Here is a 14,015-nt window from a genome sequence, read left to right as displayed (position 1 = left end):
CGATCGTCATCACGGACGGTAGGGTCAGGTGCTGGTGGTGACCGGTCGTCGGCCGGGCACTCGACGTTGACGTGGGCGAGACGGTCGTGCTGCTCAGGGCCCGGCGCCCCGAAAGCACTGTTTGAGGAGGACTGGCGTGGGCTTTTTGGAGGTCGCGGCGTTGATCGCGGCTATCGCGTTCGCGATGCTGGTGCTGATCCTGACGCTGCCCATCCTGCGGTTGCGGCACACCGTGGACGCCACCACCCGCATGATCAACGACCTCAACGACCGGACGGGGCCCCTGCTCGGTGACGTCAACACCACGGTTCGCAACGTCAACGTGACCCTGGAGCAGGTGCAGACCTCCCTCGACGGCGTGAACCTCCAACTGGCAAAGGTCGACACCATGACCAGCCACGCGCAGAACATCAGCGCCAACGTCGCCAACCTGGTCACCGTGGTCTCCGCGGCTGCGGCCAACCCGCTGGTCAAGGTGGCCGCGTTCGGGTACGGCGTGCGCAAGGCCGCCGCCACCCGCCGGCACGCGGAGACCGAACGCGAGGTGCGGGACACCATCAAGGCTCAGCGACGCGCCGCCCGGCGCGGGAACCGCTGAACCAAACGGCACCGGGAGGTACGAGCATGAGGCGCCTTTTCTGGCTGGGCATCGGGCTGGCCGTCGGTGTCGTGGTGGTGCGTAAGGCGACCCGCGCGGCGCACGCGTACACCCCGGCCGGCATCGCCGACAACCTGTCGCAATCCGCTGGCGGACTTGTCGAGGAACTGCGTAGCTTCGTGGCGGACGTACGCGCCGGGATGGCCGAGCGGGAGCACGAGATCCACGAGGCGTTCGCCCAGGGCGAGGCGTTCGACGACCAGTTCGCCGAGCTGCGGGAGGACCCGCGGATCGGCGACCGAGAGATCTTTCCGGAGGAACACAAGCGATGAAGACGGCGGAGATCAAGCGGCGGTATCTCGCCCACTTCGAGGCGAACGGTCACACCGTGGTGCCGTCCGCTCCGCTGCCCGCCATCAGCGACCCGAACCTGCTGTTCGTCAACGCCGGCATGGTGCAGTTCGTCCCTTACTTCCTGGGTCAGCAGACGCCGCCGTACCAGCGTGCGGTGAGTGTGCAGAAGTGCATCCGTACGCCGGACATCGACGAGGTCGGTAAGACCAGCCGACACGGCACGTTCTTCCAGATGAACGGAAACTTCTCGTTCGGCGACTACTTCAAGGACGGCGCGATCCCGCTCGCCTGGGACCTGGCCACGAAGTCGGTGGAGGCCGGTGGCTTCGGGCTGGACCCGGAGCGGATCTGGGCGACCGTCTACCTCGACGACGACGAGGCGTACGAGATCTGGCGCCGGACCGGGGTGCCCGACGAGCGCATCGTGCGTCGGGGCAAGAAGGACAACTTCTGGTCCATGGGCATCCCCGGCCCGTGTGGCCCGTGCTCCGAGCTGTACTACGACCGGGGCCCGGCCTACGGCGCGGAGGGCGGCCCGGAGGTCGACGAGGACCGGTACCTGGAGTTCTGGAACCTCGTCTTCATGCAGTTCGAGCGGGGCCCGGGCACCGACAAGGAGAACTTCCCGATCCTGGGTGACCTGCCGGCGAAGAACATCGACACCGGCATGGGCCTGGAGCGGATGGCCTCGCTCCTCCAGGGGGTCGACAACCTCTACGAGATCGACGAGGTCCGCCCGATCCTGGACCGGGCCGCCGAGCTGACCGGCAAGCGGTACGGCGCGCACTCGGGTCACGCCGCCAACCAGTCCCACCCGGACGACGTGCGGCTGCGGGTGATCGCCGACCACGTGCGTACCGCGCTGATGCTCATCGGCGACGGGGTGACCCCGTCCAACGAGGGTCGCGGGTACGTGCTGCGACGGATCATGCGTCGGGCGATCCGCTCGGTGCGGCTGCTCGGCTGGCAGGAGCGGGCCCTGCCGGAGCTGCTGCCGGTGGCCCGGGACTGCATGGCCCCGTCGTACCCGGAACTGGCGGCGGACTTCGACCGGATCGCCGCGTACGCGTACGCGGAGGAGGACGCGTTCCTGGCCACGTTGCGCGCCGGTACGACGATCCTGGACACCGCGATCTCCGAGACGAAGTCGGCGGGGCGGCCGGCACTCTCCGGCGACAAGGCGTTCCAGCTGCACGACACCTACGGCTTCCCGATCGACCTGACCCTGGAGATCGCGGCCGAGCAGGGCCTCAACGTCGACCAGGAGGGCTTCCGCCGGCTGATGGCCGACCAGCGGGCCCGCGCCAAGGCCGACGCGCAGGCGCGCAAGACCGGGCACACCGACCTGTCGGCGTACCGGTCGGTGCTCGACGCCGGTGGTCCGGTGACCTTCACCGGGTACACGGAGGTGGCCCGCGAGTCGACGGTCCGGGCGGTGCTCGGCACCGACGGTCCGCGCGCGGCGGCCGTCGAGGGTGACACCATCGAGCTGGTGCTCGACACCACCCCGTTCTACGCCGAGGGCGGTGGTCAACAGCCCGACCTCGGCATGATCACGGTGGGCGGCGGCCAGGTCGAGGTCCTCGACGTGCAGCAGCCGGTGCCGGGCCTGATCGTGCACCGCGCCCGGGTGCTGCGGGGCGAGGTGCGGGCGGGGGAGACCGGCTACGCCGAGATCGACACCAGTCGGCGGCGGGCCATCTCCCGGTCACACACCGCCACCCACCTGGTGCACCAGACCATGCGTAACTTCCTCGGCGAGTCCGCCACCCAGGCCGGCTCGCTCAACGCCCCGGGTCGGCTGCGCTTCGACTTCAACACCGCGACCGGGGTGGCACCGAGCGTGCTGCGCGACGTCGAGCAGCAGGTCAACGAGGTGCTGTTGGCCGACCTGGAGGTGCACGCCTTCATCACCTCGCTGGAGGAGGCGCGGCGCATCGGTGCCATGGCGCTCTTCGGTGAGAAGTACGGCGAGCACGTCCGGGTGGTCGAGGTCGGTGACTACGCCCGCGAGCTGTGCGGTGGCACCCACGTGGCCCGCTCCGGCCAGCTCGGCCTGGTGAAGATCCTCTCCGAGTCGTCAATCGGTTCCGGCGTGCGCCGGGTCGAGGCGCTCGTCGGGATGGACGCGTTCAACTTCCTGGCCCGCGAGCACCTGCTGGTGGCCCGGCTCGCCGAGTTGTACCGGGTCCCCGCCGAGCAGGTCGCCGACCGGGTCGAGCAGACGGTCACCCAGCTTCGTGACGCGGAGAAGGAGCTGGAGAAGCTGCGCGCGCAGCTGGTCCTCGGTGGCGCGGCGGCGCTCGCCGCCCAGGCCAAGGACGTGCACGGGGTCGCCTACGTGGGCACCGAGGCGCCCGAGGGAGCGGCCGGCAACGACGTACGCACCCTCGCCCAGGAGATCCGGGGCCGGATCGACGCGTCCCGGCCGGGAGTGGTGGCGGTGGCCGCCCGCGCCAACGGCAAGGCGTCGCTGGTGGTGGCGGTGAACCCGGCCGCCCGCAGTCGGGGCATCGCCGCGAACGATCTGGTCAAGGCCGCGTTCTCCGGTCGTGGCGGCGGTAGTCCCGAACTGGCGCAGGGCGGCGGGCTGCCCGAGTCGGAGGTGCCGCGGCTGTTGCTCACAGTCGAGCAGGCGCTCGCCGACGCGTGAGTCCTCAGCGCAGCGGATCAGGGCGGACCGACACGGTCCGCCCTGACGCGTTTGTCCGGGGAGGTGACGCGGCGTGAACGACTCGCCCCGGGGGGTACGCCTGGGAGTGGACGTCGGGCAGGTCCGGATCGGGGTCTCCCGGTCCGATCCGCACGGGGTCCTCGCCACCCCGCTTGTCACCCTCGCGCGGGAGCAGAATCCCAGGTCAGAGGCGGTGCCGTCGGACCTTGCCGAACTCGCCGCGCTGGTCGCCGAACACGAGGCCGTCGAGGTGGTGGTGGGCCTTCCGGTCAATCTCGCCGGAAAACATGGCCCCGCAGCCCAACACGTGAAGGCGTACGCTCGACAACTGGCTGATGTGATAAGTCCTGTCCCGGTGACGCTCACCGACGAGAGGATGTCCACGGTCGTGGCGAGTCGTAGGCTTGCCGAGCGCGGTGTCCGGGGGAAGAGACAACGGGCGGTGGTCGACCAGGCCGCCGCTGTGGAAATTCTGCAGAGCTGGCTGGATGCGCAGCGGAGGCGGACGCAATGATGGACGATCTGGACCTCGGGTTCGACGAGCAGGAGCGGGGGGAGAAGGGCAAACACCGCCGGGGACGCCGCAAGGGCGGCCGGTCCGGTGGCGGGCGGGGCAAGACCGTCCTGGCCCTGCTGCTCGCCGTGGTGCTGCTCGGCGGCATCGGCGGGGGTGCCCTCTACGGCTTCGACCGGATCCAGAGCTACTTCGTCACCCCGGACTATGACGGCGGGGGCACCGAGGACGTGACGGTCCAGATCCCGCAGGGCGCGTTCCTCGCCGACATGGCCGTGGCGCTCCACGACGCCGGTGTGGTCAAGAGCACCAAAGCGTTCATCGAGGCTGCCGACGCGAACTCCCGCAGCCGCAACATCCAGCCCGGCACCTACAAGCTGCGCAAGCAGATGAGCGGCGAGTCGGCTCTCGCCGCGATGCTCGATCCGCAGAACCGGGTCGTCAACGGGCTCACCATCCCGGAGGGGCGTACCGCGAAGAGCATCTTCAAGCTGCTCAGCGACCACACCAAGATTCCGGTCAAGGATTTCGAGACCGCCGCGAAGGACCCGGAGGCGCTCGGCGTACCGGACTGGTGGTTCAAGCGGGAGGACGGCAAGAAGCCCAAGAAGTCGATCGAGGGTTTCCTGTTCCCCGACACCTACGAGATCCCGCCGGACGCCACCGCTGAGACGATCCTCAAGCAGATGGTCGATCACTTCCTCACCGTCACCGGTGAGATGGAGTTCGCCGACCGGGTGCAGAAGGAACGCGGCGGGATCAGCCCGTACGAGGCGCTGATCGTGGCGTCGCTGGCTCAGGCCGAGGCCGGCACCAAGAAGGATCTCGGCAAGGTCGCGCGGGTCGCCTACAACCGGGCCTACTCGGGCACCTTCGACTGCGGCTGCCTGGAGATGGACGTCACTGTCAACTACTACCTGGAGTTGACCGGGCAGAAGACGAAGACGTCCGGCCAGATGACCCAGAGCGATCTGAACAATCCGAAGAACCCGTACAACCGCAAGCTGCGCGGCATGATCCCCACCCCGATCAACAATCCGGGCAAGGAAGCCCTCGAGGGGGCGATGGATCCGCCGGCCGGAGACTGGCTGTTCTTCGTGGCCATCGACAAGGAAGGCAACTCCGCCTTCGCCAACACCTACGAGGACCACCTGAAGAACGAGGCCAAGGCCCGGGAGGCCGGGATCATCTGACCGGTCCGGCCCCCGGCCCCTGGTCGGGGTCAAAGCAGGTCGACAGTCGTGGTGGTGTCGGCGGCGTCGATGGTGAAGCGCGCGGTGCGGTCGCCGACGCTCACCGTGTAGTCGCCGAGGAAGCCCTCGACGGTGACGGTGCCGTCCGCGTCGGTGCGCCGCTGGGTCGGCGGCAGCCACCACTCGCCCTTGACGAGTGCTGCCAGGGCTTCGTACGACGGCTTGGGGCTGCCGTCGGCGCGGACCAGCCCGGCTGGCGCGCCGAGCCACGCCCCGTGGTCGGTGATCCCCCAGTAGTTGACCGACTGGACCGCCGGGTGGGCGAGCAGCAACCGGTAGTGCCGCTCGATCTCCTCGGCCTGCCGGGCCTCACCCTCCGGGGTGCTCGGCCAGTGCGGGATCTGGTAGTCGTTGAGGTCCTCGATCTCGGGCGGCATGAGGTGGCCGGAGACAAGCGTGGTCTCGGTCAGGTGCAGCGGCAGTCCGTACCTGGCGAACCGGTCGAGCATCTGCCGCATGTACTCCTCACCCCGGTAGCCCTGGTGCATGTGGGTCTGCAAGCCGATCGCGTCGATCCGGACGCCGGCTTCGAGAACTCCCTCGATGAGGCATTCGTAGGCCGAGCTGAGGTCGAAGTCGTTGAGCACCAGGGTGGCCCCCGGGTTGGCCGCCCGCGCCTCCTCGAACGCCAACCGCACCAGGTGGATGCGCCCGCGCGCCCGCGCCAACGGGGTGATCGCGTTGTCGCCGTTGTCGAAGACGGGCATGATGACCGCCTCGTTTATCGCGTCCCAGGTGTCGATGAGGCCGGCGAACCCGCCGGCCAGGTCCCGGATCCGGGCCCGCAGCAGCCGCTCGACCTCGTCAACGTCCAGGCCGAGCAGCCAGGACGGCTGCACGGTGTGCCAGACCAGGGGGTGGCCCTTGACCGTGACACCACGCTCGGCAAACCACCGCGCGGTGGCGGTGAGACGTTCGGTGTCGGGGGCACCACGCCGTGGCTCGTATCGGCCCCAGTAGAACGGCAGGGTCGCGGTGTTGAACACGTCGAGCCACAGCTCACCGAGCCGGTCGAGGTCCGGGTGGCCGGTCCCGCCGAAGCTCTCGACGTCGTTGCTTCCCGCCGGTCCGGGACCGCCGACCAGGTCGACGAAGTCGAAGCCGATGTTGCCGAAGGCGAAGGCGTGCCGGTTCTGGGCGACAGTCACCACCTGGTCGGCGAGCGGCTGCCGGTCGGTGCCTCGGACGGTGAGGGTGATCTCGCCCTTGCGGTGCCGCAGACTGCTGTCAGACATTGTTGGATGTTAGGCGACAGGTGCGCCCACTGCTGAGGAGCGATGGTGGCTGAGTCAGGGAGCGCGGCGGCAGCGCCCGGGGCGTCGGTGCACGGGAAGGCGGCGCACCGGGCGGCGGTGCTGGGTAAGCCGATAGCCCATTCGCTCTCCCCGGTGATCCACAATGCCGGGTACGCCGCCGCCGGGTTGACCGGCTGGTCGTACACCCGGATCGAGTGCGCGGCAGCGGAGCTGCCGGCCCTGGTCGCGGGCCTGGGCCCGGAGTGGGCCGGGCTGTCGGTGACCATGCCGGGCAAGGAGGCGGCGCTCACGGTGGCCGCCGAGGTCGCGCCGGTCGCCGCCGCCGTGGGTGCCGCCAACACGTTGGTACGCCGCCCCGACGGTTCCTGGTACGCCGACAACACAGACGTCACGGGCATGGTGGAGGTGCTGACCGGTGCGGGCGTACGCCCCGGCGCCACGATCACGGTGCTGGGCGCGGGTGGTACCGCGCGGGCGGCCCTCGCGGCGGCGGCCCGGCTGCACGCGGCCGGGGTGACAGTGCTGGCCCGTCGCCCGGCGGCGGTCGCCGAACTGGAACCGGTCGCGGCGGCGCTAGGTGTGACCATGACCGCCGCGCCGTGGCCGGATCTGTCGCGGCTGGACGCGCCGGGGGTTGAGCCGTTGCGGTCGCCGGTGCCGGGGGGTGAGTTGTCGCGGCCAGCGGTGCCGGAGGGCCCGCGGGGCGAGCCGTCGCGGCCGGCGGCGGCTGCCTGGTCCGAGGCGCCCGCGCTGGCCGGCGTCGACGTGCTGATCTCCACCGTGCCGAAGGGCGCTGCCGACGAACTGGCTGCCAGGGTGCGGTGGCGAGCGGGCACCGTGGTCTTCGACGCGATCTACGACCCGTGGCCGACCCCGCTGGCCGCCGCCGCCGAGGCCGCCGGTTGCCGGATCGTCTCCGGCCTCGACCTGCTCCTGGCCCAGGCGATCGGCCAGTTCGAGCAGTTCACCGGCGTGCCCGCCCCCCGCTCAGCGATGGCCGCCGCCCTCACCGCCGCGCGGGCGGGAAGCTGACCCTGCGCCGACCAGCGTTCCATCCGGACCCGCTGGCCGGTGAGGCTCACCAACGAGGCGGTGTGGGCCCGGACCCCCGCACCCAGCCGCCTGCGCACCCACGGCCAGCGCGGCACCTGCCGCCGTCACGACGCCCACTCCCGCCCACTCGCCGGGTTGCCTCTCCGGTTCGCCCACCCTGCTGACGTCGTTGGCACACCGAAATCTTGGACATTTCTCGTTAGCGATGAACGAGAACTGTCCAAGATCTCGCGTTTCGGGTCGCGGTGACGGTGTCGGCGGTCGTACTCCGGGGTTGTGCGGGATCGCTATGCGGGGCGGCGGGTCCAGGCGAGGAAACGGGTGAACAGGGTGGCCGGTTCCGGGCCGTCGTGCGGATTGAGGCGATAGAGGTCGCGCATCGCCTCGTACATCAGGCCGGCGAGGTAGATCGACAGACCGGGCAGGTTTCCGTCGTACTCGACCCGCAGCAACAGCCGGGCCTGCCCGCAGGGCCACGGTTGGCCGTCGGCCCGGCAGCACCACATCGGCCGCAACGGGGTGTGCGGCACCTCGGTGTCGCGGGCCCGTGGACGCAGCGGTTGGGGACCACGGCCGGGAGCGAACAGCCGGCTGGTGACCGCACCCGTGCCTCCAGCGGTCACCACCTGCCCCCGTTGGCCCGCCACTGATGCCCCGGAGTCAGCCATTCCGGACGCCCCGGACACGGCATCGGCAACGGCTGCGTCGGCTCACGCATCCACTCCGGCAGGTGCGTGCCACGACGGCGCTGCGGCAACTGCTGCTCACGCCGACCCGACGACCGCGAGTCGCACCCAGGCGGCGGATGCACCGGCGACACCACAGTCGGGCACTGATACCAGGGAGCACGGGTACGCACATCGGCCTCCAAACGACGGGGATGGGGCCGCCCGGAAACGGGGGAAGTCCACGGGCGGCCCCGGTGCGGAAACCGCCCCGTCCCTGTCTGGATAGGAACGGTTTCGCTGTGTGACAGTCTGGTCAGGACGATGCCGCCGTTGATACGTGCGCACGGCGTTTGCGCATGTCACGGCGGCAACCGGGCGGGTACGCCGAATCGGCGGGCAGGATCGGGCAGGAGTGGGGAATTGATGAGCACCGCTATCGACTACGTACGCGAGGAACTGCGGCTGCTGCGCATCCAGGTCGGGTTGAGTCAGGACGATTTCGGCCGGGGCATCGGCTACTCCGGCTCGCACGTCAGCTCGGTCGAGACCGGCGGACGGCCGCCGACAAAGGAGTACATGCTGGCTGTCGACCGCGCGCATGATTCCGCCCTCGATCCGGAGGCCGGGGACGGCCGGTTCACCCGGATGCTGCGAGAGCTGTCCAAGCTGGAGCAGACGCCCTCCTGGCTGCGGGAATGGATCGAGTTGGAGCGCGATGCCGCACTCCTGCGTTGGTACGAACCCGCGTTCGTGCCCGGCCTCCTTCAGACGGAGGCGTACGCACGGGGCATGATGAACAACGGCCTGCTTCTGCCAGGTGAGATCGACCAGCGAGTGGCCTCCCGCCTGGACCGGCAGGCGATCCTCGCCCGCGACGTGCCGGTGCCGCTGGTGGCGGTGATCGACGTGATGGTGCTCCGCCGGCCGGTCGACCGGCAGCCCGACATCATGCGGGAGCAGCTCGAACACCTGGTCAAGATGTCCGAGCTGCCGCACGTCCAGATACTCGTGGTGCCCGAGGAGGCGGGGATCTACCCTGGCTTGCAGGGCGGCTTCATCCTGGCGACCCTCGGCGACGGCTCGGTGGTGGCGCACCTCGACCACCAGGTGCGCGCGCAGGTGGTCAACCAGACCGACGATCTTGCAACCCTCCAGCGGACCTGGGAGGCGGTCCGGGGTGAGGCGCTCCCGCGCAGGCAATCCCTCGAACTGATCAAGGAAGTGGCGCAGACATGGACGTGACCGGCGCCAACTGGCGCACGTCGACCTACTCGGGCACCAACGGCGGGTCGTGCGTGGAGATCGCCGACAATCTTCCGGGCGTGGTGCTGGTGCGCGACACCAAGGACCGCGACGGTGGCACCCTCCGGTTCGACAGGCGAACATGGCGGTCCTTCGTCGACCTGGCGAAGCAGCACGGCCCCACGGGTTGAGCTGTCCGCGTCACGAAGGCCCCTGGCCCGCGCCGGGGGCCTTCGTCGATCCATAGGTCCGTCCCCGCACCCACCCACCCCGTTGATCATGAGGTTGGCGGCGTAGATGGTCTTCGAACTGCCGCTAACATCATGATCAACAGCGTGGGGCGAGGTGGGGGGTGGGGGAGGGAGGCGTAGGGGTGTCTTAGGTGAGGTTTAAGACGCGCTTAGGTCCTGCCGTCATTCGCACGCTCTGTTGTGTACGCGGATACGCTGCTCAGCGTTATCGTCGTAGACACGAGGAGTATCCGTGACAAGTCGCGGACTGCACCGCCTGATTCCGCATCGTGGCGGCCGGCGTAAGGCCGTGATGCTCGGCGTCATCGGCACCACTGTGGTGCTGGGGCTCGGCGCGACAATGGTGCCGCTGTTGGCTGATGACGATCTGTCGATCGCGGTGGTGGCCGACACCACCGCCACGACGGTGCCGCAGGACGGCGACAACAGCGTCAAGACGACGCTCGCGACCTGCGCGGCACCCTGCGACGGCAACCCGCGCGGTGCCCGCGAGGCGGTGCTCACCTTCCTGGTGACCACGTTGCCGGCGAACGCGGTGAACGTACGGGCCACACTGCGGGTGCACGCCTGGCAGAAGTTCGACGCCACGGTGAGCGCGCACGAGTCCCGGCTCGACGCCCGCGCGGCCCGTCCGGCGCCCTCGCCACTGGGCGCGGCACTGGACACGGTCACCGGGGTCACCAAGGGATTCAACGAGTGGGACGTCTCGGGGCTGGTCACCGGCAACGGAATCTGGACCCTGTCGCTGTCCCAGGCCGGCCTGGGCAGCCGGATCTACTGGGCCTCCGGCGAGAACCGCAGCGCCGATCTGCGTCCCCGCCTGTCGATAAGCTACGACGGCGTGGGTAGCCGGCCGCCGTCGGCCTCGCCCAGCGTCGCGCCGACGCCGACGCCGACGGCCACCGTCAGTCGTCCGCCGGCCTCACCGACCGTCTCCCCGAGCGCGAGTCCGTCGCCCGCCCGGCCCAGCCCCACCGCACCGCCACCGCCGGATTCCGGCAAGTGCGGCACGGTCTCGGCGAAGCTGGTCCCCGGCTGCGGTGCCTGGTGGGGGATGTACTCGCCGACGAGCGCCGCCGCCGGATGGGATCACGGCAAGGCGGTGACCGACGTGGAGAAGCAGGTCGGACGGACGTTCGACATCGTCCACCGCTACCACGACTTCTCCAACACCGGCAGCAACGGCGCCTTCCCCGACGAGTTCCAGCAGCAGCAGATGCGCGACGGGCGGCTCATGTTCTTCGCCTGGGAGAGCCGGGTCTTCTCCTCGGGCACGGTGCTGACCTGGAAGGACGTCTACAGCGGCAGGTACGACTCGACAATCGACGCGGTTGCCGCCCGGATCCGGGCGATCGGCCAGCCGGTCTTCATCGGCTTCGACCACGAGCCGGAGGACGAACCGGCCAAGGGCAGCGACGCGGACTTCGTCCGGGCCTGGCGGTACGTGCACGACAGGTTCGCCGACGCCAAGGCGGACAACGCGGTCTGGGTGTGGACGATGATGGGCTGGTCCGGGCACTACGACAGGTACGCCGGGCTCTACCCCGGCGACAGCTACGTCGACTGGGTGGCCTGGGACCCGTACAACTTCCACGTCTGCAACGGCAGCACCGCCTGGAAGAGTCCCAGCACCACGATCGGTTCCTTCTACAGGTGGCTCGACGAGAACGGCATCGGTGCGGGCAAGCCACGGATGCTCGCCGAGTTCGGCACCAACATGAACGCCGCCGACCCGAACGCGAAACGGCGCTGGTTCGAGGAGTTCCCGGCGGCGCTGAAGGCCCACCCGAAGATCAAGGCGGCGATCTACTTCAACTCGGCGGGCATGACGAAGACGACGAGCACCTGCAACATGCTGATGAACCAGGACGCGGCGGCAGTGGCCGGATTCGCCGCCGCCGGACGGGACAGTTACCTGCGGCAGCCGACCGGAGGGAGCCGCTGAGCTGAGGTGACTGAGGTGAGCTGAGGCGTGGGAAACGGGCCGCCACAACCGCTGTCGGGAATCCGACTGTCGGCGAGGTTGTCCGTTTCCTGATCCACCGTCCGCCCAATCGGCGGATGCCGCCCTCCAGCGTGGAGCGGGCACGCTACGTGCATTCTCGTCCACTCTGGAGGCGCAGCGTGCCCAGATTCTCCTTGTCGTGGCGTTCCACCCGTCGGCATCGAACCCGGGCCGCGGCGGTCGCATTGGTGACCGTCGCGGCCGTACTGGCCGTGCCCACTGCGGCGTCCGCAGCCGTGGTGCCGGTACCCGAGCCGGCGACCCTGGTCTCGGCCAACCCGGCCGGTCAGACCCCACACGCCCGCGACGGCGAGGCTCGGGCCTTCGCCGAGATCGGAAACACGGTCTTCGTCGGGGGCAGCTTCACCCAGATTCGTCAGACGGCCAGCTCAGCCTGGACCGCCCGCAGCTACCTCTTCGCGTACGACCGGGCCAGCGGGACGATCTCGACGGCGTTCCTGCCGGTACTCGACGGCGCGGTCAACTCGCTCATCGCCGGCCCCGGCGGGACGCTCATCGTCGGCGGAGCCTTCAAGAATGTCAACGGCGTGTCCCGCCGGAACCTGGTGGCGCTTGAACCGTCCACCGGCATGATCATCGACAGTTGGGTCGGTCGTTCCGACGGCGGCACCGTGCGTGACCTGGTGCTGCACGGCAACTGGCTCTACGTGGCCGGAGCGTTCAACTGGCTCAACGGCACCGCGCACGCCGGACTCGGCAGGTTGAACGCGACGACCGGGGCCATCGATCCGACCTTCAACATCAACACCAGCGTCGGTCGGCACGGCACCAACATGTACGCCTGGACCATCGACGTCTCCCCGGACGGCGGCACCCTCGTCGTCGGCGGCAACTTCCTCTATGTCAACGAGTTGCCGCGCAACCAGATCGCGCTTGTCGACGTGACAGGCACGCCGAGCGTCATCGACTGGAGTTCGGAGCGGTTCGTGGCGCCGTGCGCGAACCCGACCACGTTCGTGCACTACGTGCAGGACGTGCGCTTCGGTGGTGACGGCACCTGGTTCGTCGTGGGCACCAACGGCGGTTCGGGCTGGCCGAGCGCCTACTGCGACGCGCTGGTCCGCTTCGAGACCGCCCACCGGGGGTCGGGTCAGGTCGCCACCTGGGTCAACTTCACGGGTAACGACACCATCACCTCGGTGGAGGTGGCCGACAACATCATCTACCTCGGCGGACACTTCCGCTGGCTGAACAACCCGAACGCCAGCGACCGGGCCGGCAACGGCGCCATCGACAGGTTGGGCATCGGCGCGGTCACCCCGGCCACCGGCATGCCGGTGAACTGGAACCCGCGCCGCAGCGGTGGCTCCGCGTTGCCCTCCGGCGCCAGCTCCTGGGGTTCCTCCGTGCCGGTGCTGTGGCGGGGCAGCGACGGGCTCTACTTCGGGCACAACTCCGACGGCATGGGCAACGAGTACCACGGTCGGCTCGGCATGTTTCCGCTGAACGGCGGGCGGACCATCACCCCGAAGAATCCGCCAATGGAGAGCAGCGGCCACCTCTACCTGAACGTCGGCCCCGGTGAGGTGGCGAAGGTGCCTTTCGACGGCAGCGCCCTGGACACCGCAAACGCCGCAGTGGTCAGCCAGCCGAACTACACGGGCGCCGGCGCGTCCTGGCGGGTCGACGACCGGATCTTCTGGTCCCACGCGGTGGCCGGGACACCGACCGGCAGCCGCATCGACATCTCACTGTTCAACGGGACGACGATCGGTGAGCCCTGGGAGGCGTCCGGGTACAACGACTGGTACAACCCGGCACTGTTGACTGGCGCGTTCTATCTCGACGGTCGGCTGTACTACACCCGCAGCGGCGCCAACAACCTGTACTACCGCTACTTCGAGATCGACGGCGGCTACCTGGGCGCCACCGAGTTCGTCCTGCCGACCACGGGCGTGACCTGGTCCGCGGTGCGCGGGATGGCCTGGGTGGACGGGCAGATCGTCTACGGGGCGACGAACGGGTCGCTGCGCAGCGTGCCGTTCGACCCGACTCTGGCGCCCACCGCCGCCGTCGACGGTGCCACGTCGACGCTCATCGCGGAGCAGACGCCGGAGCTTACCTGGTCGACCGCGTCGATGTTCTTTTCAGTGCAGTAGCGTTCACCGTTCGTAACGAATCCTCGG

General features: G+C 69.4%; 11 protein-coding genes and 2 pseudogenes. 11 read left to right on the top strand and 2 right to left on the bottom strand.

Annotated features, from left to right (window positions below; all coding sequences use genetic code 11):
* The first annotated feature begins 136 nt into the window (after window positions 1–136).
* From Van01_RS17200 to mltG, 5 genes are all read left to right on the top strand, one after another.
* Window positions 137–598, top strand: a complete 462-nt coding sequence (locus Van01_RS17200) for a DUF948 domain-containing protein (protein ID WP_099846515.1) — start codon at window positions 137–139, stop codon at window positions 596–598.
* Window positions 599–624: 26 nt separating this feature from the next.
* Window positions 625–930 carry a hypothetical protein gene (locus Van01_RS17195; protein ID WP_204008198.1) on the top strand — a complete coding sequence of 102 codons (306 nt, stop codon included), beginning with the start codon at window positions 625–627 and terminating at the stop codon, window positions 928–930.
* Entirely contained in the window at window positions 927–3,605 is a 2,679-nt protein-coding gene (gene alaS / locus Van01_RS17190) for an alanine--tRNA ligase (protein WP_204008196.1), read from the top strand. Before Van01_RS17195 ends, alaS begins: the two co-directional genes overlap by 4 nt.
* Window positions 3,606–3,678: 73 nt before the next feature.
* Complete coding sequence (ruvX, locus tag Van01_RS17185) at window positions 3,679–4,140, top strand: Holliday junction resolvase RuvX (RefSeq protein WP_204008194.1); 462 nt, start codon at window positions 3,679–3,681, stop codon at window positions 4,138–4,140.
* Entirely contained in the window at window positions 4,137–5,333 is a 1,197-nt protein-coding gene (mltG, locus tag Van01_RS17180; protein ID WP_204008191.1) for an endolytic transglycosylase MltG, read from the top strand. Before ruvX ends, mltG begins: the two co-directional genes overlap by 4 nt.
* 29 nt (window positions 5,334–5,362) lie before the next feature.
* Here the strand turns inward: mltG and Van01_RS17175 are convergent, their stop codons facing one another.
* The gene (locus Van01_RS17175; RefSeq protein WP_204008188.1) at window positions 5,363–6,628 is read right to left on the bottom strand and encodes an endo-1,4-beta-xylanase; all 1,266 of its coding nucleotides are present in this window, start codon (window positions 6,626–6,628) and stop codon (window positions 5,363–5,365) included.
* Between the two features lie 117 nt (window positions 6,629–6,745).
* On the opposite strand from Van01_RS17175, the pseudogene Van01_RS33795 reads away from it, so the two are divergent.
* Together Van01_RS33795 and Van01_RS33790 are read left to right on the top strand one after the other, a co-directional pair.
* Window positions 6,746–7,258: pseudogene (locus Van01_RS33795) on the top strand (shikimate dehydrogenase family protein); the annotation flags it as partial.
* A gap of 153 nt (window positions 7,259–7,411) precedes the next feature.
* Window positions 7,412–7,681: pseudogene (locus Van01_RS33790) on the top strand (shikimate dehydrogenase); the annotation flags it as partial.
* A 308-nt stretch (window positions 7,682–7,989) separates the two neighbouring features.
* Here the strand turns inward: Van01_RS33790 and Van01_RS17165 are convergent.
* The gene (locus Van01_RS17165; protein ID WP_239099125.1) at window positions 7,990–8,328 is read right to left on the bottom strand and encodes a hypothetical protein; all 339 of its coding nucleotides are present in this window, start codon (window positions 8,326–8,328) and stop codon (window positions 7,990–7,992) included.
* Between the two features lie 465 nt (window positions 8,329–8,793).
* Between Van01_RS17165 and Van01_RS17160 the strand changes: the two genes are divergently transcribed.
* The 4 genes from Van01_RS17160 (at window position 8,794) to Van01_RS17145 (ending at window position 13,988) form a co-directional block, all read left to right on the top strand.
* Entirely contained in the window at window positions 8,794–9,612 is an 819-nt protein-coding gene (locus tag Van01_RS17160; RefSeq protein ID WP_204008183.1) for a helix-turn-helix domain-containing protein, read from the top strand.
* A complete protein-coding gene (locus tag Van01_RS17155) occupies window positions 9,609–9,803 on the top strand; it encodes a DUF397 domain-containing protein (protein WP_204008318.1) in 195 nt (64 codons plus the stop codon). Before Van01_RS17160 ends, Van01_RS17155 begins: the two co-directional genes overlap by 4 nt.
* A 292-nt stretch (window positions 9,804–10,095) precedes the next feature.
* Window positions 10,096–11,808 carry a glycosyl hydrolase gene (locus tag Van01_RS17150; RefSeq protein WP_204008181.1) on the top strand — a complete coding sequence of 571 codons (1,713 nt, stop codon included), beginning with the start codon at window positions 10,096–10,098 and terminating at the stop codon, window positions 11,806–11,808.
* A gap of 179 nt (window positions 11,809–11,987) precedes the next feature.
* Window positions 11,988–13,988: a hypothetical protein gene (locus tag Van01_RS17145; protein ID WP_373306268.1), complete on the top strand. Its 2,001-nt coding sequence runs from the start codon at window positions 11,988–11,990 to the stop codon at window positions 13,986–13,988.
* The last annotated feature ends 27 nt before the right edge of the window (window positions 13,989–14,015 follow it).

Source organism: Micromonospora andamanensis (assembly GCF_016863495.1).
In the GTDB taxonomy this organism is placed as follows: domain Bacteria; phylum Actinomycetota; class Actinomycetes; order Mycobacteriales; family Micromonosporaceae; genus Micromonospora; species Micromonospora andamanensis.
The sequence above is the reverse complement of the archived record's forward strand: the minus strand, read 5'-3'. Positions and strand labels throughout refer to the sequence as shown.